The sequence below is a fragment of the Serratia sp. LS-1 genome (assembly GCF_003719595.1).
Lineage (GTDB): Bacteria > Pseudomonadota > Gammaproteobacteria > Enterobacterales > Enterobacteriaceae > Serratia > Serratia ureilytica.
Map to the genome: position 1 here is coordinate 3887201 of NZ_CP033504.1, position 20643 is coordinate 3907843.

The 20643-nt window shown below is 60.7% G+C and carries 25 protein-coding genes; 4 read left to right on the top strand and 21 right to left on the bottom strand.

The genetic code is table 11. The features are described 5' to 3' along the window. Positions 1–44 precede the first annotated feature (44 nt). The 9 genes from EDY99_RS18530 to EDY99_RS18570 form a co-directional block, all read right to left on the bottom strand. Positions 45–1259 carry a lactonase family protein gene (locus tag EDY99_RS18530; protein ID WP_123061988.1) on the bottom strand — a complete coding sequence of 405 codons (1215 nt, stop codon included), beginning with the start codon at positions 1257–1259 and terminating at the stop codon, positions 45–47. An 87-nt stretch (positions 1260–1346) separates the two neighbouring features. Further along, complete coding sequence (locus EDY99_RS18535; protein ID WP_046687877.1) at positions 1347–2087, bottom strand: KDGP aldolase family protein; 741 nt, start codon at positions 2085–2087, stop codon at positions 1347–1349. Next, entirely contained in the window at positions 2084–3202 is a 1119-nt protein-coding gene (locus tag EDY99_RS18540) for a DgaE family pyridoxal phosphate-dependent ammonia lyase (RefSeq protein ID WP_123061989.1), read from the bottom strand. Before EDY99_RS18540 ends, EDY99_RS18535 begins: the two co-directional genes overlap by 4 nt. Beyond that, positions 3186–4325, bottom strand: a complete 1140-nt coding sequence (locus EDY99_RS18545) for an amidohydrolase/deacetylase family metallohydrolase (RefSeq protein WP_123061990.1) — start codon at positions 4323–4325, stop codon at positions 3186–3188. Before EDY99_RS18545 ends, EDY99_RS18540 begins: the two co-directional genes overlap by 17 nt. 63 nt (positions 4326–4388) lie before the next feature. Next, complete coding sequence (locus tag EDY99_RS18550) at positions 4389–5039, bottom strand: DUF4310 family protein (protein ID WP_004937013.1); 651 nt, start codon at positions 5037–5039, stop codon at positions 4389–4391. Between the two features lie 11 nt (positions 5040–5050). Next, positions 5051–5827 (bottom strand): DUF4311 domain-containing protein, encoded by a 777-nt coding sequence (locus EDY99_RS18555; RefSeq protein WP_004937006.1) that lies wholly within the window; start codon positions 5825–5827, stop codon positions 5051–5053. 30 nt (positions 5828–5857) lie between these two features. Continuing rightward, positions 5858–6154: a DUF4312 family protein gene (locus EDY99_RS18560; RefSeq protein ID WP_004937003.1), complete on the bottom strand. Its 297-nt coding sequence runs from the start codon at positions 6152–6154 to the stop codon at positions 5858–5860. Next, positions 6154–6519: a glycine-rich SFCGS family protein gene (locus EDY99_RS18565; protein ID WP_004937000.1), complete on the bottom strand. Its 366-nt coding sequence runs from the start codon at positions 6517–6519 to the stop codon at positions 6154–6156. Before EDY99_RS18565 ends, EDY99_RS18560 begins: the two co-directional genes overlap by 1 nt. Before the next feature lie 36 nt (positions 6520–6555). Next, the gene (locus tag EDY99_RS18570) at positions 6556–6882 is read right to left on the bottom strand and encodes a glycine dehydrogenase (RefSeq protein WP_089192640.1); all 327 of its coding nucleotides are present in this window, start codon (positions 6880–6882) and stop codon (positions 6556–6558) included. 444 nt (positions 6883–7326) lie between these two features. Here EDY99_RS18570 and rnk point away from each other — a divergent pair, with 444 nt between their 5' ends. Then, entirely contained in the window at positions 7327–7737 is a 411-nt protein-coding gene (gene rnk, locus EDY99_RS18575; protein ID WP_004936993.1) for a nucleoside diphosphate kinase regulator, read from the top strand. 37 nt (positions 7738–7774) lie between these two features. Here the strand turns inward: rnk and EDY99_RS18580 are convergent, their stop codons facing one another. Genes EDY99_RS18580 through EDY99_RS18590 form a run of 3 tightly spaced genes read right to left on the bottom strand, consistent with a single transcriptional unit; the run spans position 7775 to position 10888 of the window. Continuing rightward, complete coding sequence (locus EDY99_RS18580; RefSeq protein WP_033644477.1) at positions 7775–8563, bottom strand: sulfite exporter TauE/SafE family protein; 789 nt, start codon at positions 8561–8563, stop codon at positions 7775–7777. Continuing rightward, positions 8556–9437 carry a formyltransferase family protein gene (locus EDY99_RS18585; RefSeq protein WP_033644476.1) on the bottom strand — a complete coding sequence of 294 codons (882 nt, stop codon included), beginning with the start codon at positions 9435–9437 and terminating at the stop codon, positions 8556–8558. Before EDY99_RS18585 ends, EDY99_RS18580 begins: the two co-directional genes overlap by 8 nt. Beyond that, on the bottom strand, positions 9434–10888 hold the full coding sequence (locus EDY99_RS18590) for an FAD/NAD(P)-binding protein (RefSeq protein ID WP_089195224.1): 1455 nt from the start codon (positions 10886–10888) through the stop codon (positions 9434–9436). The genes EDY99_RS18585 and EDY99_RS18590 overlap by 4 nt, the downstream gene beginning before the upstream one ends. A 282-nt stretch (positions 10889–11170) precedes the next feature. Here EDY99_RS18590 and EDY99_RS18595 point away from each other — a divergent pair, with 282 nt between their 5' ends. Then, a complete protein-coding gene (locus EDY99_RS18595; protein ID WP_033644472.1) occupies positions 11171–11953 on the top strand; it encodes a helix-turn-helix domain-containing protein in 783 nt (260 codons plus the stop codon). A gap of 4 nt (positions 11954–11957) precedes the next feature. Here EDY99_RS18595 and cybC read toward each other — a convergent pair whose 3' ends face one another. After that, complete coding sequence (gene cybC / locus EDY99_RS18600; RefSeq protein ID WP_033644470.1) at positions 11958–12344, bottom strand: cytochrome b562; 387 nt, start codon at positions 12342–12344, stop codon at positions 11958–11960. Positions 12345–12482: 138 nt separating this feature from the next. Continuing rightward, positions 12483–13823: a metalloprotease PmbA gene (pmbA, locus tag EDY99_RS18605; RefSeq protein WP_042785444.1), complete on the bottom strand. Its 1341-nt coding sequence runs from the start codon at positions 13821–13823 to the stop codon at positions 12483–12485. 179 nt (positions 13824–14002) lie between these two features. Between pmbA and yjgA the strand changes: the two genes are divergently transcribed. Next, complete coding sequence (gene yjgA / locus EDY99_RS18610) at positions 14003–14551, top strand: ribosome biogenesis factor YjgA (protein ID WP_004936968.1); 549 nt, start codon at positions 14003–14005, stop codon at positions 14549–14551. Between the two features lie 30 nt (positions 14552–14581). Here the strand turns inward: yjgA and EDY99_RS18615 are convergent, their stop codons facing one another. The 5 genes from EDY99_RS18615 to aaeX all read right to left on the bottom strand — a co-directional run bounded on the left by EDY99_RS18615 (position 14582) and on the right by aaeX (position 18747). Beyond that, entirely contained in the window at positions 14582–14881 is a 300-nt protein-coding gene (locus EDY99_RS18615; RefSeq protein ID WP_033644909.1) for a barstar family protein, read from the bottom strand. 5 nt (positions 14882–14886) lie between these two features. Next, complete coding sequence (locus EDY99_RS18620) at positions 14887–15354, bottom strand: ribonuclease (protein WP_046687882.1); 468 nt, start codon at positions 15352–15354, stop codon at positions 14887–14889. A 279-nt stretch (positions 15355–15633) separates the two neighbouring features. Next, positions 15634–17601, bottom strand: coding sequence for a p-hydroxybenzoic acid efflux pump subunit AaeB (gene aaeB / locus EDY99_RS18625; protein WP_033644464.1), 1968 nt, complete (start codon positions 17599–17601; stop codon positions 15634–15636). After that, positions 17601–18536, bottom strand: coding sequence for a p-hydroxybenzoic acid efflux pump subunit AaeA (aaeA, locus tag EDY99_RS18630; RefSeq protein WP_033644462.1), 936 nt, complete (start codon positions 18534–18536; stop codon positions 17601–17603). The genes aaeB and aaeA overlap by 1 nt, the downstream gene beginning before the upstream one ends. A 7-nt stretch (positions 18537–18543) precedes the next feature. After that, the gene (gene aaeX / locus EDY99_RS18635; RefSeq protein ID WP_004936952.1) at positions 18544–18747 is read right to left on the bottom strand and encodes a p-hydroxybenzoic acid efflux pump operon protein AaeX; all 204 of its coding nucleotides are present in this window, start codon (positions 18745–18747) and stop codon (positions 18544–18546) included. Positions 18748–19061: 314 nt separating this feature from the next. Here aaeX and aaeR point away from each other — a divergent pair, with 314 nt between their 5' ends. Then, the gene (gene aaeR, locus EDY99_RS18640) at positions 19062–19973 is read left to right on the top strand and encodes an HTH-type transcriptional activator AaeR (protein ID WP_004936950.1); all 912 of its coding nucleotides are present in this window, start codon (positions 19062–19064) and stop codon (positions 19971–19973) included. On the opposite strand, the gene EDY99_RS18645 is transcribed toward aaeR, so the two are convergent. Together EDY99_RS18645 and EDY99_RS18650 are read right to left on the bottom strand one after the other, a co-directional pair. After that, positions 19964–20308 carry a hypothetical protein gene (locus EDY99_RS18645; RefSeq protein ID WP_046687884.1) on the bottom strand — a complete coding sequence of 115 codons (345 nt, stop codon included), beginning with the start codon at positions 20306–20308 and terminating at the stop codon, positions 19964–19966. The two genes, aaeR and EDY99_RS18645, sit on opposite strands and share 10 nt — an antisense overlap. After that, the gene (locus EDY99_RS18650) at positions 20305–20580 is read right to left on the bottom strand and encodes a zinc ribbon domain-containing protein (RefSeq protein ID WP_033644459.1); all 276 of its coding nucleotides are present in this window, start codon (positions 20578–20580) and stop codon (positions 20305–20307) included. The genes EDY99_RS18645 and EDY99_RS18650 overlap by 4 nt, the downstream gene beginning before the upstream one ends. Positions 20581–20643 lie beyond the last annotated feature (63 nt).

Consider the following 20643-nt stretch of genomic DNA (forward strand, 5'->3'; position numbering starts at 1 on the left):
CCGTCAATCAGGCGGCCCGCCCGGTGAACCGGGCGGGCCACGGGTTACTTCGGCGGCGGCAGGAACGCCATTTGCGAGGGGCTGCCGATCGGCAGATAGCCGCCCACAAAGCTGAGTTTGCCGTCCGTCGGGTTGACGCTGAAGCGGGTGACGTTATCGCTGCGCTGGTTCAACGCATACAGATAGCGGCCATCCGGGCTCAGCGCCAGCGAACGCGGATAATCGCCGCGGGTCCAGGTTTCCGCTACCGGTTTCAACTCACCGCCAGCGCCCACGCTGAACTGGGCAATGCTGTTATGCAGCCGGTTGGCGACGTACAGCGTGTCGCCGTTCTTGCTGAGCGCCAACCCCGAAGCGAAGCTGGTGCCCTGATAGTCGGCGGGCAGCGCGGAAACCGCATGCAGTTGTTTCAGAGTACCTTTTTGGCGATCAAAACGGTAGCTGGTCAACGTCGAGGCCTCTTCGTTCACCAGCAGCACGGTTTCGCCGTCCGGATGGAACACAAAGTGACGCGGCCCCGCGCCGGCGGAAGAGGCGGCGATCCACGGCGGATCGTTCGGCGTCAGCCGGCCGCTCGCGGCGTCAAAGCGCCATTGGTAGATGCGATCCAACCCCAGATCGGTGGAGAACACGAACTTGCCGCTCGGATCGCTGGCGATCATATGGGCATGCGGGCCGTTGTGATCGCTGATGGCGAAGCTGCCGTTCACCGCCGCCGCCGGTTTGGCCGCGCCCGCCGGGCCCTGTTGCTGCTGCACCGAGCTGGCGGCGCCCAGGCTGCCGTCCGCTTCAATCGGGAAGACCGCCACGCTGCCGCTGACGTAGTTCGCCACCAGCAGATGCCGCCCGTCCGGCGTCGAGGTGAGATACACCGGCCCCGCCCCCTGCGAATCCACCTGGTTGAGCTGCGTCAGTGCGCCATCGGCCGGATTGATCCGGTAGGCGGTGATGCCGCCGTGCTTGCCGCCGTTGAAATCGGCCACTTCGCTGGCGACATACAGCGTCTTGCCGCCGACGCCCAGCGTCAGCTGCGCCGGATTCGGCACGTTGCTGACCAGCGTAACCTGGCTCAACGCGCCGCTGGCCGGATCGACCCGCACCCGGTAAACGCCTTCGCCGTTGGGATTGTAGGTGCCGATATAGGCAAAATGAGATGACGTGGAGTTCATTGCATCCTCAGCATGCAGCGTCGGGCCGGTCACGGCCAGCAGCGCTATAAACAACGCGGTGCGTCGGGTTGGAGCCTGCCAGTTTCGCATAGTAGTCCTCAATATAGGTAACGGCGCGGCATGCCGCGCCACGGGAAAACCTTCGCCTCCCAGCGTTTACCTCATCCCATTACGCGTTCAACCCACCAGCTTTTTGGTCATCGCCAGCAGGGCTTTCACGTCCTGCGGACGCGTATCGCCGCTGGCGGCGTCGATGATCGAGCTGTAGATATGCGGGATCACGCGTTTCACGCCGGCCGCCAGCGCGATCTCGACGATCGGCTCAAAGTTCTCCAGATCGATGCCGCCGGTCGGCTCCAGCATGAAGTCATGCTCGGCGCAGGCCTTGGCTACGTACTGGTACTCGTCCTTGCACTTCAGGCCGCCCATCGGGAAATACTTGATGGAGCTGCCGCCCATGTCTTTCAGCAGGGCGATGGCGGTTTCCACCGGCACGATGCCGTCCGGCGCCGCGGCGCTCAATGGGCCGGTAGAGATCTTCACCCAACCGACGCGGCCGGTCGGCGACACCAGGCCGTTGACCACGCTGTCGTTCTGGCCCAGCAGCGCACGGCTGGCGCCGACGCCGGTAAACACCTGGTTAACGTGCTGCGGCTGCACCTGCTGAGCGATCAGGCTGACCATCGCCGACTGCTTCGGATCGCCGGCGCCCAGGCCGACCGAGAGCGCGTTTTCAATCAGGCGCGCATAGCGCAGCATGTCGGTCACCGCGCTATCGACATCCGGGTAGTTCTTGGAGAGCACGCCCACCAGCACATGGCCTTCCGCCGCGGCGTAGATGTCCTGCGCGTTGGCTTTGGAGCCGGCCAGCACGTTCAGGCAGACGCGGTCGCGATAGTAGTTAGGCTGCAGCTTCATGCTTGTTTCTCCGTAAACAGATTTTTGATACAGGTAAAGACGGTCATCAGTTGCCGCTCGTCGACGCTGCGCACGTCGACCTCAATCTTGCCCTCGTTGGCCTTGTAGCCGCGGAAGTAGATGGCGATATCGCCGGTTTTCAACGCCTGGACGATGTCATAGGTCGACCGCCCCAGCACCGCTTCGTCAAAGGCGATCTCGGCGCGAGCGATATCGCGGCCGGCGCTGTCCCAGACGGTCCTGGCGCTGACGCCGGTCAGGGTGTTGAGGCTGTCGAGGAACGGCGTCATCCGCTCCACCATCTGTTGCCCGGTGGTTTTCTCAAGCGTCAGATAGCTTTCAATCGCTTGGGTCAGGCCGAGGATGCCCTCTTTGCCGACCTTCATCGCCCGGCCAATGCCGCCGGATTGCAGCTTCACCCACTCGACGTACTGTTTCTTGCCGACAACCAGACCGCTGGTCGGCCCCTCGATGGCTTTAGCGCCGCTGTAGATCACCAGATCGGCCCCCATCTGGTAGTAACACATCAGATCTTCTTCCGCCGCGGCGTCGACGATCAGCGGCAGGTTATGTTTGCGCGCCACCACCGCCGCCTGCTCGACGGACAGAATGCTTTTCTGCACGCAGTGGTGCGATTTGACGTACAGGATCGCCGCAGTCTGCGGCGTGATGCAGGCTTCAATCTGCTCCGGCGAACATTCGTTGGCGTACCCCGCCTCCACCACCTTGCCGCCGCCCAGTGCCACCATGGTGTCCACCGGCGCGCCGAAGTTGACGTTTTGACCGCGCGGCAGCACGATCTCGCGCGGCACGGCGATCGGCGCCGAATGCAGGTTCACCAGCAGATTGGCGTTATCTTTAACGATCACCGCCGCCACCGACTGGGCGATGCCCGCCGAGGCGCAGGAGACGATCACCGCATCTTCCACGTTGAGCAGATCGGCGATGTAGGCACCGGTCTTGTTGACCAGATCCTTGATTTCGAAATAGTGGTTCAGGCCGTAATCAACGGCGTCGATCACGTCCTGGCGCGGCGTAGAAACGCCGAGAATGGTCATACGGCCGGAGGTGTTGATCACCTGCTTCAAACCGTATTTTTCATAAATCGAAGACATGGCTTGCCTCCCCTTGTTCGGTTAATAGGATTTCCCCGGCCACCACCGCGGCCAGCGGCACCAGCAGCCGTTCGCCCTCGGCGGTTTGCCCTTCGGCGTCGGCGAACACCTGCGGTTCGCGGCGCAGCTCAAACAGCGTGAAATCGGCGTCATAGCCCGGCTCCAGCCGCCCTTTGCCGCTCAGCTGCAGCGCCGACGCGGCGTTCTCCGTCACGCAGGCGATCACCTGCGGCAGCGTCAGGCCGACGCTGAAGAATTTGGACATCACCGTCGCCAGGCTGTGCACCGGCCCGTTCATGCGGTTGCGGCAGTAAATATCGGAGCTGATGGTGTGCGGCAAAATGCCCAGTTTGATCGCCTGGCGCGCCACCTCGAAGCTGAAGCTGGCGGTGCCGTGCCCTACGTCGAGCAATACGCCGCGCCGCAGCGCGCGCTGGATAGACTCGCGCAGTGTGCCCGCCGGCGTCAGAATGCGGTTCGGTTTGCCGTTGTAGCAGTGGGTGATGATGTCGCCACGGGTCAGCAGATCGGCGATGTCGTCCAGATCCGGCGGGTTGTTGCCGATATGCACCATCAGCGGCAGCCGACGGTTTTCCTGCTGGATCTCTTTGGCCAACACCAGCGGCCGGGTGCCGTTCTTGCCCACCACGCTGCTGCTCATGCGCGCCTTGATGCCGATGATGAAACCGGGATGGTTGGCGATGGCCTGGCCGGCCTCGCGCTTGTCGATGTCCGTCAACTCCGCCAGCTCGTTCTGCCGCAGCAGGCCGATGCGCGAGATATTGAGGAAGGCGAAAACGTTGGTTTTGGCGCTGCGCGTCAGTTGATAAAAAGCGTCGATATCGTCGGCGCCGGTGCTGCCGGCATCGACCACGCTGGTGACGCCGCTAGCGACGCCGACCCGATCCGGCTCGTCATGGTAAATCGGCGATTCGGGATAGCAGTGCACGTGCGCATCGATCCAACCGGCACTCAGGCGGCAGTTGCCCGCCAGATCCAGTTGGCGAACGGCGTTGACGTCCGCCGCCAACCGCCCCACCGAGGCTATTTTGCCGTCTTTCACCGCCAGATCGATCAGCGTATCGTCCGCCAGTCTGGCGCCTCTGATTACTAAGTCATACATACCGCATTGCTCCTGTTAGCCCGGGCGCCGCCGCAGTTTCGGGCGGCGCCTGGCGCAGGCCTCTTAAGAAATGGCTACCGGGAAGATCGCCCCCAGGATCATCGCGCCGAGGATCGCTCCGCCGGTGATCGGTTTGCCCCAGATATAGAACAGCAGCGCGCCGAGCAGCGAACCGATGCCGATCGGGATCGAGGCGGTCATCGCCGACAGGATGATCAACGGCCCGAGGAAGCGGCCCGAGGAGTTGCCCGCGCCCATCATCACGTCAGCCCCGTAGGTGGAGTTGCTCTGATTGATGGTGAATTTGCGCGCCAGAATGATCACATAACCGATCGCCAGGCCGATGATCAGGCCGGTGGCCAGCGAAGCGGCGAAGTTGGCGACCGGGAACACGATGCCGGCCCCCAAAAGCAGCGCCGGTACGCCCAGCCCGACGCCGGTCTGGATCGCGCCGCCGATGTCGAGGATGCCCACCAGCGAACCTTCGATGATGCGCGCGAACAGGAAGCTGGCGCCGAACGCCGCCACAGCGCCGTACACGCCGGTATCCATCCCCGCCCGCAGCATGGAGACGAAGGCCACTTCGTTAAAGGCACCGATGCCGTACAGGTAGTACATGTGCGTCCCGGCGAACACGCCGGAGGACAGCAGGCCAACAAAAATCGGGAATGACCAGTCGGCGTACCAGAAGCCTTTTTGGGTTTGCTCTTCCATCATCCCGCTCCTTATTTACCGCTCAGGGTGTTGTGAATGGCGTCCAGCCAGCCCGGCACGCCGAGGCTGAAGGACTCGAGAACTTTCATGTCGAAGCCGCGGAAGAAGCCGCTCAGCACGAACAGCAGCACGATCACCGCCATCATGATCTTGGTGATTTTGTTCCAGCCGCTCTCTTCCACGCCTTTGCCGATCAGAATGCCCAGCACCAGGCCCGGTACGGCGTTGCCCATGATCAGCTGCGCCAGGCCGCCGAAAATGGTGCCCCAGAAGCCGGAACGGCGCCCGGCGTCGATCGCCGCCAGCCAGAAGATCACCGGCATCACGGTGTTCACCAGCAGGTTGGCCGCCGGCACCAGCACCTTGATCGCGGTGACCTGCAGCGCGGCAGGCACGGCGGAAGCGGTGGTATTGAGGAAGGCCACCACCAGCATGCCGATGATGCCGCAGGCGATGGCCATTTTTTTCGGATCGTGCAGCGTTTGCGCCAGATTGCGGTTCTTGACCATCAGGGCCGCCGCGCCCCAGTGCGGGATGATGCGGTGATCGACGTCCTGCGTGAAGGAGCCCGCCGCCACGGAAGACGCCCAGGCGTTGAAGAAGAAGCCCAGACCGAATGAGAAGTGGGAAGCCGGATCGCCCTCGCAGGAGTTCAGCTCGCCCAGGGTGCGAAACGCCCCCATGCCCTGTGTTGTCGGCGCGTGGAACATGCGTGCGGCGCCGGCCCCTACGCCAACCCCCACCAGCCCACCGATAATAATCGATTTAAATAAGATGATTAAAAACATCAGTATACCCTTTCATTTATGCTAACGTTTTTATTTCGTGACGAAGACAACCTTCTCGGTATTGATAATGGTTACGTTCACGGTTATTTCCAGAGAAACGGCATAGCTCTTTCTTTCACGCGGCAAAAAGAAGAAAAGAAATTTCTCTTTTGTTATTTTCTCTTCCGCTTTCACCACGCTGACGTCCTGCGGCTCGATGCGCAGCAGAATATTGTTGGTGGACTTTAATACCGCGCCCTGCACATTAGCCAAGGCGGAAGCAAAAGCTTTCGCTTTGCTGTCGCCTTTACCCTCCACCTTTACCGATGTGGTATATTGCTCTTTCATTATGGGTTGCCATGTTTTTTGACGTAGGCTTCCACCAGTTTCTGGCCCAGCTCTTCTTTATCCATAAAGCCGAACCCCAGCACGTTGCAGCCTTCGTTAATTGCCGTCACGCCCTCTTCCACCGAACGCATGCCGTATTTGGCTTTGTAGCCGTATTTGGTTTGCGCGGTAATCGCGCCGGCGCCGCCGCTGCCGCAAAAAGAGATGCCCAGCTGCGCGTTTTCCGCTTTCATGACGTCGCCCAGCTTCATATCCGCCGCCACGCCGGGGATAACCACCGCTTTTCCGCCTGCGTTTTCAACGCCCTGGCCGACTTTTTGCCCTTTTCCCAAACGATCGCCGATCACTACGGTAATTTGACCCATGGTATATTCTCCTGATTGAAATCGATGCGTTAACCGCTATGCGTTATTATCTTTCGCCACTTCGAAGTGCACTGAAAGCAAATAGGCTTCTTCGATAGGCAATGTGCCAAACTGATCCACCACGCGCTCCGCCATTTGCATGGACTCGGCGGAAATTTCGTCGAACAGTGATTTATCCACCTCCGGCAACGGCTCACCGGTTATTGAGCGCAGCACCATGGCGCGAATATGCGACTCCAGCATCTGTTGCTGCACCGCATTGGTATAAATATTCTCAGCATTCAGCATCGCGGTAATATCCGCCAGCACCCGAGCGGTGATCTCACCGGCTTCGCTGATATCGGATTGTTCAATTTCTTTTATCGAAGCAGATCCATCATTCACTTTTCAGTACCCCTAGATCCCACATTAATCAGTAAGCCGTAAAGCGCATCACCTGAATAACCCGCTTTCTGTGATGTCTTTACCCTACCCCCGGTAAGATTTTCTGTGGAGACCGGTTTTTTCCAGTTCGAAGTGGAAATCGAATGACGCGCGGAGATCCATTTCGCAAAACGGCGCTAAGGCGAAAAAGTAAATGAGATAACAATTACATAACCCGGCTAACGGTTTTTTTTGCCTCGATTGACGATAAAAGCCTTCGTGATCGGGATCTCTTTCTTTTCTCGCCCCAACCGCCTACTATCAATGGGACAAATCGACATTACCCACACCCCCGCTCCTCTGGCGCGGGGGTGTTGCTTTGTGTTGTTTTTCCGAATTTATGGGTGCACAGACTGGCGCCCTTTGATTTGACTGGAGAGTGGAATGACCAAACCCATCATTACTATTAATGAGCTGGATGCGGAACGCCTGGATGCGCTATTGGAACAACCGGCCTTTGCCAACACCGACGTCGCCGCCGCGCTGAACGACGAGTTGGATCGCGCGGAAATCCTGCCGCCGGAGAAAATGCCGGCCAACGTGGTGACCATGAACAGCCGCGTGCGTTTTCGCGATCTGCACACCGATGAAGAGCACGTGCGCACGCTGGTTTACCCGGCCTCGCTGAAAGACAGCCACGATCAGCTGTCGGTGATGGCGCCGCTGGGCGCAGCGCTGCTCGGCATGCACGTCGGCAAGCAGATCTCCTGGCAATTGCCGAACGGTGAAGAAGCGCGGATTGAAGTGCTGGAATTGCTGTACCAGCCGGAAGCGGCGGGCGAATACCACCGTTAAGCGGTTCTCAGGGCGGCATCCGGCCGCCCTTTCTGTTTCAGAGGCAGATAGCGATCAGCACGGCGATCAGCAGCAGCACATAGATTTTGGCATGCAGCGCATCGCTCACCTTCGGCAAACAGCGCCTGGCAAACACGATCCCCGCAATCCCCGCCACCACCAGCAGCCCCAGAATGTTCAGATTGACGTAGCCCAGATACTGCGGCCCGCTCATCTCGCGCCACCCCAACACGATATACATCAGCGCCCCGATCACCGCCACCGGGATCGACAGCGGGTTGGCGGCGCTGACGCAATACTTCATGTCATAGCCATGGCGGCGCAGCAGCGGCACGGTCATCACGCTGCCGCCCACCCCCAGCAGTGTGGCGATGCCGCCGATCAGCGGCCCGCCGCCCCACAGCGTGGCAGGGGAAAGTTCAGCGCGCGCCGGTTTGGTCAGGAACCCCCGGCGGAACAGACAGTCGGCGATGGTCACCGCCATATAGGCCACGAACAGCACGCGGATCACGCCGTCCGCCAGCAGCGAGGAGGCAAACGCGCCCAGCGCCGCGCCGATGCCGATGAAAAAGATCAGCGGCACGATGGTTTCCCGCAGCAGGTTGCCGCTGCGCCAGTTGGTCAGGGTGGCGTACCCCGCGTTGAGGATCATCACCGCCGTCGAGGTCGCCACCGCAATATGCATCGCCTGGCCGGGCTGCTCGCCTGAGGCGGAGATCAAATGGTAAACGAAAGGTACCACCACAAAGCCGCCGCCGAAGCCAAACAGAATGGTGGTGATGCCGGTCAGAAAACCGGCACCCAGAACGATTAACATTTCAATCATGGCCGTGCGCCCGCACGAAGTCGTCGAACCCGGCGCAGAACTGCCCCGCCAGCGGGTGGAAACGATCGCCGACAAACAGCCCCAGATACTGCTCGCGCACGGCGTCGTGATCCACCAGCTCAATGCCCGCCTGTTCCGCCTGCGCCAGCGTCTGCGCATCCGGGAAGCCCCAATAGCGCGAATCGCCCTGCTTTTCCGCCGCTATCGCTTCGCTCCGTTCCGCCCGCATCAGCTGGCGCGCCAGGAAGGTGCCGCTCTGCACGCCCAGCAACATCATGTTTTCCAGGAACGACAGGTCGTGGCGCAGCTCGGCGGGCAGGCGGGCGAGCACCGGGCCGGCATCCCAATGTTCGTCCATTTCATGCAGCGTCACCGCACAGTCCTTGTCACCGTTCATCATCGCGCGGAACAACGTCATCACCCCGCGATAGCGCGGCAAGTCACCCGGATGCAGGTTCCACAGCAGCTTGCCGCGCCGGCTGAAGGCGCGCACATAGTCGGCGGAAAATTTCTGATAACAGCGCAAAGAAATCACCCCGTCCATATGACCCAGGCTGCTGATAAACGCGGCGTCATTGATGTCGAGAACGCGATGCGCTTTGACCCCGGCGGCGGCCAGGAACAGTGCCGGCGGCTGATAGGCGCCCTCACAGGCGGCGGCGTTGCGGCCAACGAACGGGAACACGAAATCGTTCAGCACCTCGCGCTCATACAGCCCCAGGCGGCGAACCGCCGGCTCCTGGGCGCGGCCGCCGCTTTTCGCCAGGGGGAAATACACCGTAAAAGCACACTCGCCTTTCAGGGCGGCGATCAGATCCTGACATACCAGCCAGGAGAAAATGTCGTTGCCGACAAAGAGCGCTACGTTTTTCATGCTTCAGCCTTCTTTGCGTTGAAAATAGGGTTGTTAAACACGATTTTGCTGATATCTCGCGTGATGGATTCCATCGCCGAGGTGTAAAAAAGGTCGCCCTTGGCGGGCGCGCCGAGCGAGTAGAGATGCTGCTCGCGGCCGCGGCGATCGGCGATTTTCAGCGTGTGCGGGTTGCACTTCACGCCGCCGAACAGGTTCTCCTGCACCACCCCGTCTTGCAGCAGTTGATGGCTCAGGCGGTTGGGCGGCAGTTGATAAGAAGGCGTGGTGCAGTTGAACAGATACTGCGCATGCACCCGCGTCTCATGGCAACGAAGGATAAATCCGTCCGCCCCCTTGCTGATATCCGCCAGGCCACCGCAGGCGCGCAGGCGTTGGCTCTCCAACGCCGCCACGATCTTGTAGGCGTTCTTGATCGGCATGGCGTGCCGATTGCGCATCCAGGAGGAGTTGTAAAAGCGCATGAAGATCTGCCGGTTGTTGGCATCCATTTTGACCCAGGCGGCGCACACCGTCGGATGGATCGCCGCCAGGTAGCTGCAGATGTGCTCCCGGGCAAAGCGCGCCCGGTCGAGGCTGTCCGCCAGATCGCGGTAGCAATCGCGCCTTTCCCCCAGCGCCGAGAGCACCGTCAATCGTTCCGGCCCCGGATAGTGACGCGCCAGCGCGGCGTTGACCGCATGCACCAGCTGATGCGCATCAATAAAATCGTTACCGGCGACAAAGCGCCGCAGCCCCTCAACAAACGCCTCCGGCGGCGGACGCATCAACGCCGGTTGCACGCTGGGGAACAGGCCCGAACGCGACAGGGCGCAGATATCGGTGGCCCCCAGGCGCTCCATCAGTTCAACGATGGCGTCGATCGCCGTCAGGCTGCAGCCGATCACGCCGATGGTTGAGTAAGGGTTGATCGGCGGCAGATCCCGGTGGGCCTGATAAGCGATCACCCCGTCCACCGGATAGAGACATTCCGGCGGGTTATGCCCCGAACACAACACCAGCGCGTTCATCTGTTCGGCGGCGCCGCAGGCGGTGGTCAGCCGATAGCCTGCCTCGTGCGGCGCAATGGCATTCACTTCGGCGGTCACGAAATTCAGCGCCACGTTGCTGTCCGCCGCCATATACATCGTCATGTCGCGAATAAAATCGAGATATTCCCGATACAGCCAACGCGGCGGATAACGATCCTGGCAAAACTGCGGGAAATGCATGGCGATCCAATCAACGAAGTGCGCGTCGTCGAAAATATCCGCCGACATATTTTCTGGCGTCATATTTAATATATGGCTGTCAAAATCGCTGCTGTATGCCATACCGCCCTTGAAGCCCTGCTTGTCGAACACCGTCAGGGAAAGCGGCCTTTTGCAATGATTAACCGACTTATTTTTTATAAAGTTATACGCAAAAGAGATGCCGGCGGCTCCGCCGCCAATCACACCGAACTTATACATGAAATATCACCTTATAGTCATTGAACTGCGCTAAGAACTATTGCTTCAGGTGTTGGAATAAAATGACGATTTATTCCTTATTAACTTCTTGTATTGCGAGAACGAAAACCTTCTTCTCACCCCGGTGTGAAAACTTGCGCGGGCTTTATGGCCGATAAAATAACGGCGCCCCGGACAAGCGTTATTTTTCTGCCCCGATAGTAGGGCGACCGCCGCTGGCTTGCTTTATATGAAAGGCCAACTATCATTGCGTTTCGGCCAACCTGCCGCCAAAGGGGACACATGCGCAACGTCCGCATTGATGACATCGACCACGTAGCGCGCGCGGTAATCGCCATCGGCACCGATTATCCGCCGGGGCATTTGCTGCCGATGCACAGCCACCGGCGCGCGCAGTTGCTGTACGGCGCCACCGGCGTCATGCACGTTTTCACGCAGCAAGGCAATTGGATCGTCCCGCCGCAGCACGCGGTGTGGCTGCCGCCACAGATGCCGCACGCGGTGAGAATGGTCGGCGTCACTACCCGCAGTCTGTACCTCGAACCGGGCGCGTTGCCCGCCGAACAGCCTCAGGTTTGCCAGGTGGTTAGCGTCACCCCGCTGATGCGCCAACTGTTGATGGCGGCGGTGGACATGCCGCTGGAGTATGAGCGGGAGGGACGCGACGGGGCGCTGGCGACGCTGCTGCTGCACGAGCTGGCCCGGCTGCAACCCTTGCCGTTGCACATCCCGCTGCCCGCCGATCCTCGGCTGGGCGAGCTGTGCCGCGCCTTTTTGCAGCACCCCGACGCCCACGACTCCGCGCAGCAATGGGCCCCTCGTCTGTACATGAGCATTCGCACCTTCAGCCGCTTCTTTCGCGCGCAGACCGGCCTGCCTTTTTCGCAATGGCGTCAGCGCGCCTGCGTGGTGCTGGCGTTGGCGCTGCTGGCCGAAGGGCGCAGCGTGACGCAGGTGGCCATGGAGATGGGATATGACAGCAGCGCGGCGTTTTCAACCATGTTTCGCCGCGTGCTGGGGCAGGCGCCCTCCTCCTATCTGACGGAAGACGGGCGCGACGGTTGACGGGTTAGCGGAATTTCTTGTGGTTGGCGTCGCGGGTCTGCTTGAAGCCCTGCGCCAGCTGCTTGGCTTCGGCGACTTTGCCCTGATTGGCCAGCGCCAGCGCCTGATCGATCTGGCCGATCAGGGTATCCAACCCGCTGCGGAAATCTTTCATCTCCGGGCTGTCGGCGGCTTTGCTCTCCAGTTTCGGCGGAGTGCCCTGCTTGGCATCCTGCGCGGCGGCGCGCATGTTCTGCAGGCTCTGTTTGAGGGTGGCGGCGGAGTCGGTATTCAGCACCGTTTTGTAGTTTTCCGCCAGGGTGTCCATATCGTCGCCCAGATCGGCGGCGGCCGCCAGCGAACTGGCCGCCAGCAGCGTCAACGCCGCCAGCGCTTTCAGGGTATTCTGCATGTTTGCTCACCTTCCAGTTATTGTTTTAGTTAACCCACCGCTACCATAGGCAAGGCCGGGCAAAATCGAAACCGGAGATTTGTAAGCAAGGTTGAGACGGGATAACGCGCGGCCGGCGGACGCCGACCGCACAGAGGATCACTGGCCGGCGATCTTCATTTCCGGCAGCAGCACCGAACCGCACTGGATATTGCTGCGGGTTTCGATATCGCTGCCGACGCTGACGATGTTGCGCAGCATGTCTTTCAGGTTGCCGGCGATGGTGATCTCGCTGACCGGGTACTGGATCTCGCCATTTTCCACCCAAAAACCGGCGGCGCCGCGAGAATAATCGCCGGTGACGCCGCTGACGCCCTGGCCCATCAATTCGGTGACCACCAGGCCGGTGCCAAGCTGTTTCAGCATGCCGGCGAAGTCTGCGCCCTGCCCGGCAATGCGCCAGTTATGGATGCCGCCGGCATGGCCGGTGCTGTGCAGGCCCAGCTTGCGCGCCGAGTAGCTGGTCATCAGCCAGGTTTGCAGCACGCCATCCTTGACGATATCGCGCCGTTGGGTGCGCACGCCCTCGCTGTCGAACGGCGTTGACGCCAGCCCTTTCAGCAGATGCGGGTGTTCCTCGACGGTCAGCCACGACGGCAGGATCTGCTTGCCGAGCGCGTCCAGCAGGAAAGTGGATTTGCGGTAGACGCTGCTGCCGCTGATGGCCCCCACCAGATGGCCGAACAGCCCGGTGGCCACTTCGGAGGCGAACAGCACCGGCGCCTTCATGGTCGACAGTTTACGCGGCGCGAGACGCGCCAGCGTGCGGCGGGCGCACTCCTGCCCCACCCACTCGGGGCTGTGCAGATCGCCCATCGCACGGCCGATGGTGTAAGCGTAATCCCGCTCCATGTCGCCGTCCTGCTCCGCAATGACGCAGCTAGACAGCGAATGACGGCTGGAACAGTAGCTTTGCAGCATGCCGTGGCTGTTGCCGAACACCTTGATGCCGTAGTGGCTGTTGAAGCTGCCGCCTTCGGTGTTGGTAATGCGTTTGTCCGCCGCCAGCGAAGCCTGCTCAGCGCGCGCCGCCAGCTCGATGCCGCGCTCGGCGTCCAGCTCGGTCGGGTGGAACAGATCGAGATCCGGCGCCTCAAACGCCAACAAATCTTTCTCCGCCGGGCCGGCGCAGGGATCTTCAGAGGTGTAACGCGCGATGTCCAGCGCCGCCTGTACGGTGCGGGCGATGGCATCCGGGCTGAGATCGGTGGAAGAGGCGCTGCCTTTACGCTGACGGTGATACACGGTGATGCCCAGCGCGCCATCGCTATTGAACTCGACGTTTTCCACCTCGCCGAAGCGGGTGCTGACGCTGATACCGGTCGATTTGGTGACCGCGACTTCCGCCGCGTCGGAACCGGCGCGTGCCAGCTCCAGAGCCTGAGAAACGGCCTGTTCCAGCGCCTTGCGCTGTTCTGCAACTTGAGTGACTACTTTCATCAATCTGCCATAATTAATCAGAAAATCGTTGAGAAAAGTGCCGGAGCGGCGTAGTTGTGCACGCGGGGCGGCGCGCAAAAATCCTGAGATCTCTGCCGTTGAGTCTAACAGGAACCGCGTTGAATTTCGCATAAAGCCGGCAACCTGTTAGGATTAGCCTCTTTTTAACGGAGCCTACCATGAACAAACAGCCTGAAGACTGGCTCGACGATGTCCCGGAGAATGAAAACGAGGACGATGACGAGATTATCTGGGTCAGTAAAAGTGAAATTAAACGTGATGCCGAAGCGCTGAAAGACCTGGGGGCCGAAATGGTCGATCTGGGCAAAAACGCGCTGGATCGCATTCCGTTGGACGAAGATTTGCGCGCCGCCATCGAGCTGGCGCAGAAGATCAAGAAAGAAGGCCGTCGCCGTCAGCTGCAGCTGATCGGCAAGATGCTGCGCGCCCGCGATATCGAGCCGATCCAGACCGCGCTCGACAAGCTGAAAAACCGCCACAACCAACAGGTTTCGCTGTTCCATAAGCTGGAAGCGCTGCGCGACCGCCTGGTGGAAGAAGGCGATGACGTCATTCCGTCGATTCTGGATCTGTATCCGGCCGCCGATCGTCAACAGCTGCGTTCACTGGTGCGCAATGCGCAGAAAGAGAAGGCCGCCAACAAGCCGCCTAAGGCTTACCGCCAGATCTTCCAATACCTGCGCGAGCTGGCCGAAGCGGCTGACTAAACGCCGCCGCCATCCCGGGATGAACCCGTTTCATCCCCGGTGATGCGCCGGTTCACCGCTGCTTTCGCGGATATTGAAACGCAGGCTGCCTTCCAGCTCTTCTTCCGCTTCTTCAAACAGCAGAATGATCGCGCCAAAACGACGTTTACTGCGGGCATTGAGGTGGGTGAACTCGATTTCCACCGGCAGACCGATATCGCCGGTCACCACGTCCCACAGCGCGTCGAGGTTGGCGCCAAACCCCTCGTCCAGAGCAAACTTATGCGCGAAATCGCGGTAGAAGGCCGGCACATCCTGGATCTGCTCAAAATCAAACTCTACTTTTGCCATCAAACTCACTCCACACGAATGAAGTTTTTGTAATGGTCACGCGAGACGAAGATCAGACCGTCGCTCGAATACAGCAGGCGATCGGCGCCGCGCCGGCCACACTGGTAATTGATGTCCGCTTCACGCCAGACCCGGCCGCCGGCGCTCGGCAGTTGCCCTTCACGGTTAGAAAATCGATCGCCGCCAATCGCCTTGCCCGGCAATACCGAACAGAGGTTGCCTGAACGCGGGTCCCAGCCCTGCTCGCGCGCCTGCTTCTTGGTGATGTAATAATCCGGCAGCCGCTGATGCTGCTGCAGGTAACTCACCACCGTTTGCTGCTGCGTGAGCCGATCGATGCTCTGTTGCTGCCCCGCCGGCGCTTGCACCACCGTCGCATTGCCGCCGATCGCACGGTGCTCGTTGCCGCGCAACGCGCTGAAGACGGCGATGACCACGGCGATGACAATCGCCAACAGAATCCGCTTGTTCATGACATTCCCTGAAATTATGCCGCCGGAGGCGCCGCAGCTCCCCCAGGCTAGTTAGGTATATAGTCGACCTGGATGAAACTAAGATGACCGACACGTTGCGTTTTCGCGGCGGTGAGGGTTTCATCCATTCATGTCAATGATGCCACTTTCCAGCCGTTCTGGCACTCGGAGTCTCTCTGAAAACGAGCCGCCTGCTCTGAGACGGCCCGCCGAACAACGACTGCTTACAGTATAGTCAGGGAAGGCGCCGCACAGCGCGGCGCAACAGGAGGGAACGCATCAATCGATCAAGGCGTGGCGATAGCGGTGCAGCATGTCGGCCAGGCGTTTCACCGGCCCGGTGACGCTGAGCGGCGCCTGATTGTCGACCAGCTTCTGTTGGTACTCGTTCATTTCGCCCAGCAAGCGATCGTAGTAGTAGGCGCGCTTGACGTCGTTCTTGGCGGAGACCACCCGATCGGCGGTGCTGCGGATCTGGCGGTGGAAGGCCGACAGCTCTTCGCTGGCCGGAATTTCCGCTCGCTGCATGCGCTGGTGGGCGATGATCAGGTTCAGCGCCAGACGATACTTGGCGATGTCGTTCGGGAACATCATCAGCAGCTGATTAAGCTGCTGATACAGCGCGGGCAGGTGGTTTTGCCGACGGCGCGCCGCCTTGGTGGTCAGCGCCGACACCGCGCTGCTGACGAACTGGTTGAGCAACGTGCGGCCGGTGCGTTCGCGCGAATTATCGCGGATCAGCAGCAGCACCATCAGCCCGACGCAGCTGCCGAGGAACTGGCCCAGCGCCCCGTCAAGAAACTGGGTCACGTTGAACTCCATCGGGTTGCTCAGCACCAGAATGTTGATGGTCCCCGCCAACAGCCCCAGCGAACCGAGCCGCCGCTTCTGCACCTCGATGCCGATGAAAAACGCCAGCAGGCCGAGGCTGAGACACAGCAGCAAAATGCTCTGCTGGGTCGCCGGCAGGATCACCATGAAGAACAGAGAACCGACCGGGATTGCCGCCAGCATGCCCAGCACGAAATCCATCGCCACCATGCGCGGCGCCGGGGTGCGCATCGCCAGCGAGGTGATCACCGCAATGATCACCATAAAACCGCTGCCGGACGTCCAGCCGGTCCACAGCCACAGCAGGCAGCCGAAGGCCGTCGCCACAAAGGTGCGCAGACCGTTGATCATCGCGTGATGCCCTTCCGCCGAGGTCGGCTTGACCACGGTTTCGTTGCTCAAGACGCCCTCTTCCACCGCGCTGATGCTGCAGTTGGTGTGCACGCCTTTCGACAGCAGCAGGTAGCGCGTCGCCGCGCCGACCCAGCCGGTGATGGTCGGCAGCGTTTCCTCGGAGCGATGCGTGGTCAGCACCTGACGCAACAGCTTCATGCGCTTGTGGATCTCCTGCGGGGTCTCCGCCGGAACCATCAGCTGTTCCCGCAAACTTTCTTTCAGCGCCTGCGGGTGATTCAACAAGATCAGATAGGTTTCACAGGCCTGGGTGATCAGCGTCAGCGACAGGGTATGCAGCGCTTTCACCCGTCGGTTGACCTTCTGCCAGCGCGAGGATTCCATCATCAGGTTGTTGCGCATGCCGTCCAGCGCCGTGGTGCTCTTCACCAGATTGCTCCAGGCGCGGTCGATGTCCTCTTTATCGGCATGGCTGATGCACATCTGCATCAGGCGGTATTGATCCACCAGCAGCTTATCCACCGCCCGATCGATGTCCTGCTTGATCGAACGCGGCGAAAACAGCAGATCGGCCAACACGGCGCTGACGATCCCCAGCACGATCTCGCTGCAACGCTCGATGGCGAACTGCGGCGCTTCCAGCAGGTGGGCCTCGCTGGTGGCGACCGTCACGATGATGATCAGCGCGGTATAGCCGGCCAGCCCCCAGGCGTAGGAGTTCTCCACCTTGATAAGCGAAGAGAGCCAGGTGCAGAAACCGGCCCACATGCAGCACAGCATCAGCATCACTACCGGCGCGCGGGCGGTGGTGATGATGATGAGCAGGCCGACGAAGCAGCCGATAAAGGTGCCGATGATGCGCAGCCAGCCGCGATGGCGAATGGCGCCGGAGAAGGGTTCACCGCCGGCGGCAAAGGCCGGGCCGGCGGCGACGATGGCGGCGGTCATCGCCGACCAGCGCGGGGTTTCCAGATTAAGATGGAAGCCGACGAACAGCGCAAACACAATCGCGAAGCTGAGTTTGAAGGCAAATCTCAGCCGGATAAAGGTTGGGCTGCTCATTAGCCGAACTCACGCAGCCGGTGCATCAGGCGCACAAAAGGCGAGCCGCTGTCGGCATTGCGATCGTTCTTGCCGACGATCACCACGGTGGCGGTGGTGCCGGCCGGGTACGGATGCTGTTGGTCCTTGGCGTCCAGCAGGATCTTCACCGGCACGCGCTGCGCCAGGCGCACCCACTCCAGGTTGCTGTCGATCGAGGCCAACCCTTTGTTGTTCACCGTGCTGCTGCTGTTGTTCACCGCCGCCGCCACGCTATCGACGGTGCCGTGCATGATGCGGTTGCTGCCGAGCGGGGTAATCTCCGCGCGATCGCCCTTATTCAGGCCGTTCAGCTTGGTCTCTTCCAGGTACGCCAGGATGTAGAAGGAATCTTTCTTCACCAGCGCCACCGCGACCGACCCGCGGGTGATGTATTCACCGGCGTGTACGTTGAGGTTGGTGATCCAGCCATCGGCCGGGGCGCGCACCGTGGTGCGCTCCAGATCCAACTGCGCCAGCTCGCGAGCCGCAATGGCCTTCGCCAGCTGGTGCTGCACGGTCTGCAGCGAGTTGTTCGACTGGTCAATCTCTTCCTGCGACATCGCCTGTACGCCCAACTTCACGCGGCGGCCGGCCTCACGCCGTTTTTCCGCCGCCAGCGTCTGATAGTAGGCGACGTCGGCGCCGGCTTCCGCCAAGGCCTGCTCATAACGCGGCCGATCGACCACGAACAGCACCTGGCCTTTCTTGACCAGTTGGTTGTCCACCACCGGCACGTCGGTCAGCAGGCCGCTGACGTCCGGCGCGATCGCCACCACGTCGGCGGTAAACTTGGCGTCACGCGTCCACGGCGACTCGGTGTAGAACACCCAGGCCTTGAATACCGCGGCAATGCCCAGCAGCACAAGAATCAAAGTGATCGCGATTCGGGTTATTTTTATCGAAAAATTTTTCACAGCGACCTCAAACAAAAAGACACGAAATCAGATAAAACAAGCAGCAATACAGCGCGGTATTAAACAGCGCCGGATGCCAGACAAAATCGTAAATCCCCGTCGGCTGCAGCAGGCGGCGCAAGAGAAAAAACAGCGCCAGCGACACCAGCAGCTCGAAAAACACCGGCGGAAACGACAGTCCGAAGATGACCATAACCGGAAGCAAACTCATCACTTTTTCCTTATTGTTCACTGCGCCGGGGAAAGACAGGTCTCGCCATTCACATTCTCTTTACATTTTAGCGTGCGCGCGCCACAAATCTTGACCAGGCAGCTTGTCCAGGTCACGAACCCGAAAAAAGGTTAAACTTTGGGGCAGACATCCACGACAGGGATTGCGAGGGTGCCGGAGGAGCGGCAGGATGACGTCGCCGCTCGCTCTCGCACGTTGGTGAGGTCTATTCACCCGACCACGTTATATTAGCCTGCTTACTATCAAGGCATCAACAATCTGTGATCTAAATCACTTTTAAGCCAGAGTGAATAATGGAAAGATTAAAACGCATGTCGGTATTCGCCAAAGTGGTTGAGTTCGGGTCGTTTACCGCGGCCGCGCGCCAACTCGACATGAGCGTTTCATCGATCAGCCAAACCGTCTCGAAACTGGAAAATGAGCTGCAGGTCAAGCTGTTGAACCGCAGCACGCGCAGCATCGGCCTAACCGAGGCCGGCAAGATTTACTATCAGGGCTGCCGACGCATGCTGCAGGAAGTCAGCGAAGTGCATGAGCAGCTGTACGCGTTTAACAATACGCCCGCCGGCACGCTGCGCATCGGCAGCTCGTCCACCATGGCGCAAAACGTGCTGGCGAACATGACCGCCGAGATGATGAAAGAGTACCCGGGTCTGACGGTCAACCTGGTGACCGGTATACCGGCGCCGGATCTGATCACCGACGGTCTGGATCTGGTGATCCGCACCGGCGCGCTGCAAGACTCGAGTCTGTTCTCGCGCCGCCTGGGGCAGATGCCGATGGTGGTGTGCGCCGCCAAAAGCTACCTGAGCCAGCACGGCACGCCGCAGAAGCCGAGCGACATGGTCAACTTTTCCTGGCTGGAGTACAGCGTGCGGCCCGACAGCGAATTCGAACTGATGTCGCCGGAAGGCATCACCACGCGCATTTCCCCGCAGGGGCGCTTCGTCACCAACGACTCCTCCACCATGATCCGTTGGCTGAAAAACGGCGCCGGCATCGCCTACGCCCCGCTGATGTGGGTGATCGAAGAGATCAAACGCGGCGAGATCGAGATCCTGTTCAAAAGCTACCATTCGGATCCGCGGCCGATCTACGCGCTCTATACCGAGAAGGACAAACTGCCGCTGAAGGTACAGGTGTGCATCAACTATTTAACCGACTATTTCGAACGCGTAGCGGCGGTCTATCAGGGTTATCGCTGAGCAGCGCTTAAATAGCGGCGCGCCAGCGCGGCCAGCAGCATCAGCGCCAACATGCCGATGCCCCACAGCAGCCAGACGGCGTAGCCCGCCCAGGCCAGCAGCAGAGGAAAATAGCTCGCCAGCCCGCTGCCCAGCTGTTTCAGCCACGGCAGCCAAGTGTCCAACACCGTCTGCGGCACCAGGCTCAGCGCACCGTTCACCGGCAACGTTGCGTTTCCGGCCGCCTCCGCCAACGTCGGCAGCCAGGTCAGCAGGCCGGATACGCCCCAGGCCAGCAACGTCCACAGCGCCATGGTGCCGAGCAGCAGCGCGACCGTCCAGCCGCCCCGATTCACGGCACACCGCCGCCGCACTGCGGACAAAAGCGGCTGCCCGGCGGCAACGGCGCGGCGCACTGTCCGCAGGTGGCGCTCACCGCAGCAAACGGCTGGCCGCAGCGGTGACAATAACGCGCGCCCGGCTTATTCACGGCCCGGCATTCCGGGCACTGCGGCCCCTGTTCGCCATGCTGGCTATAGCGGTTGCCATGGTGGCCACCGCCGTGGCCCGCGCGCCGATGACCGCCGTTAATACCGCCTTGCCCCAACAACCTTTTCAGTAAGCTCATCCCGCCTCTCCTCTGTGCATTCACGCTGAAGCTCACTGTAAACCCTGGAGTAAACTCCAGGGT

Coding starts and splice junctions, on each gene's coding strand:
- EDY99_RS18560 (WP_004937003.1), bottom strand. CDS start 6,154: ATGAAAGAGCAATATACCACATCGGTAAAGGTGGAGGGTAAAGGCGAC.
- EDY99_RS18530 (WP_123061988.1), bottom strand. CDS start 1,259: ATGCGAAACTGGCAGGCTCCAACCCGACGCACCGCGTTGTTTATAGCG.
- EDY99_RS18535 (WP_046687877.1), bottom strand. CDS start 2,087: ATGAAGCTGCAGCCTAACTACTATCGCGACCGCGTCTGCCTGAACGTG.
- cybC (WP_033644470.1), bottom strand. CDS start 12,344: ATGCAGAATACCCTGAAAGCGCTGGCGGCGTTGACGCTGCTGGCGGCC.
- EDY99_RS18650 (WP_033644459.1), bottom strand. CDS start 20,580: ATGAGCTTACTGAAAAGGTTGTTGGGGCAAGGCGGTATTAACGGCGGT.
- EDY99_RS18595 (WP_033644472.1), top strand. CDS start 11,171: ATGCGCAACGTCCGCATTGATGACATCGACCACGTAGCGCGCGCGGTA.
- aaeB (WP_033644464.1), bottom strand. CDS start 17,601: ATGAGCAGCCCAACCTTTATCCGGCTGAGATTTGCCTTCAAACTCAGC.
- EDY99_RS18550 (WP_004937013.1), bottom strand. CDS start 5,039: ATGGAAGAGCAAACCCAAAAAGGCTTCTGGTACGCCGACTGGTCATTC.
- EDY99_RS18580 (WP_033644477.1), bottom strand. CDS start 8,563: ATGATTGAAATGTTAATCGTTCTGGGTGCCGGTTTTCTGACCGGCATC.
- EDY99_RS18540 (WP_123061989.1), bottom strand. CDS start 3,202: ATGTCTTCGATTTATGAAAAATACGGTTTGAAGCAGGTGATCAACACC.
- aaeR (WP_004936950.1), top strand. CDS start 19,062: ATGGAAAGATTAAAACGCATGTCGGTATTCGCCAAAGTGGTTGAGTTC.
- EDY99_RS18620 (WP_046687882.1), bottom strand. CDS start 15,354: ATGAACAAGCGGATTCTGTTGGCGATTGTCATCGCCGTGGTCATCGCC.
- EDY99_RS18590 (WP_089195224.1), bottom strand. CDS start 10,888: ATGTATAAGTTCGGTGTGATTGGCGGCGGAGCCGCCGGCATCTCTTTT.
- yjgA (WP_004936968.1), top strand. CDS start 14,003: ATGAACAAACAGCCTGAAGACTGGCTCGACGATGTCCCGGAGAATGAA.
- EDY99_RS18615 (WP_033644909.1), bottom strand. CDS start 14,881: ATGGCAAAAGTAGAGTTTGATTTTGAGCAGATCCAGGATGTGCCGGCC.
- EDY99_RS18585 (WP_033644476.1), bottom strand. CDS start 9,437: ATGAAAAACGTAGCGCTCTTTGTCGGCAACGACATTTTCTCCTGGCTG.
- EDY99_RS18555 (WP_004937006.1), bottom strand. CDS start 5,827: ATGTTTTTAATCATCTTATTTAAATCGATTATTATCGGTGGGCTGGTG.
- pmbA (WP_042785444.1), bottom strand. CDS start 13,823: ATGAAAGTAGTCACTCAAGTTGCAGAACAGCGCAAGGCGCTGGAACAG.
- EDY99_RS18565 (WP_004937000.1), bottom strand. CDS start 6,519: ATGGGTCAAATTACCGTAGTGATCGGCGATCGTTTGGGAAAAGGGCAA.
- aaeX (WP_004936952.1), bottom strand. CDS start 18,747: ATGAGTTTGCTTCCGGTTATGGTCATCTTCGGACTGTCGTTTCCGCCG.
- rnk (WP_004936993.1), top strand. CDS start 7,327: ATGACCAAACCCATCATTACTATTAATGAGCTGGATGCGGAACGCCTG.
- EDY99_RS18545 (WP_123061990.1), bottom strand. CDS start 4,325: ATGTATGACTTAGTAATCAGAGGCGCCAGACTGGCGGACGATACGCTG.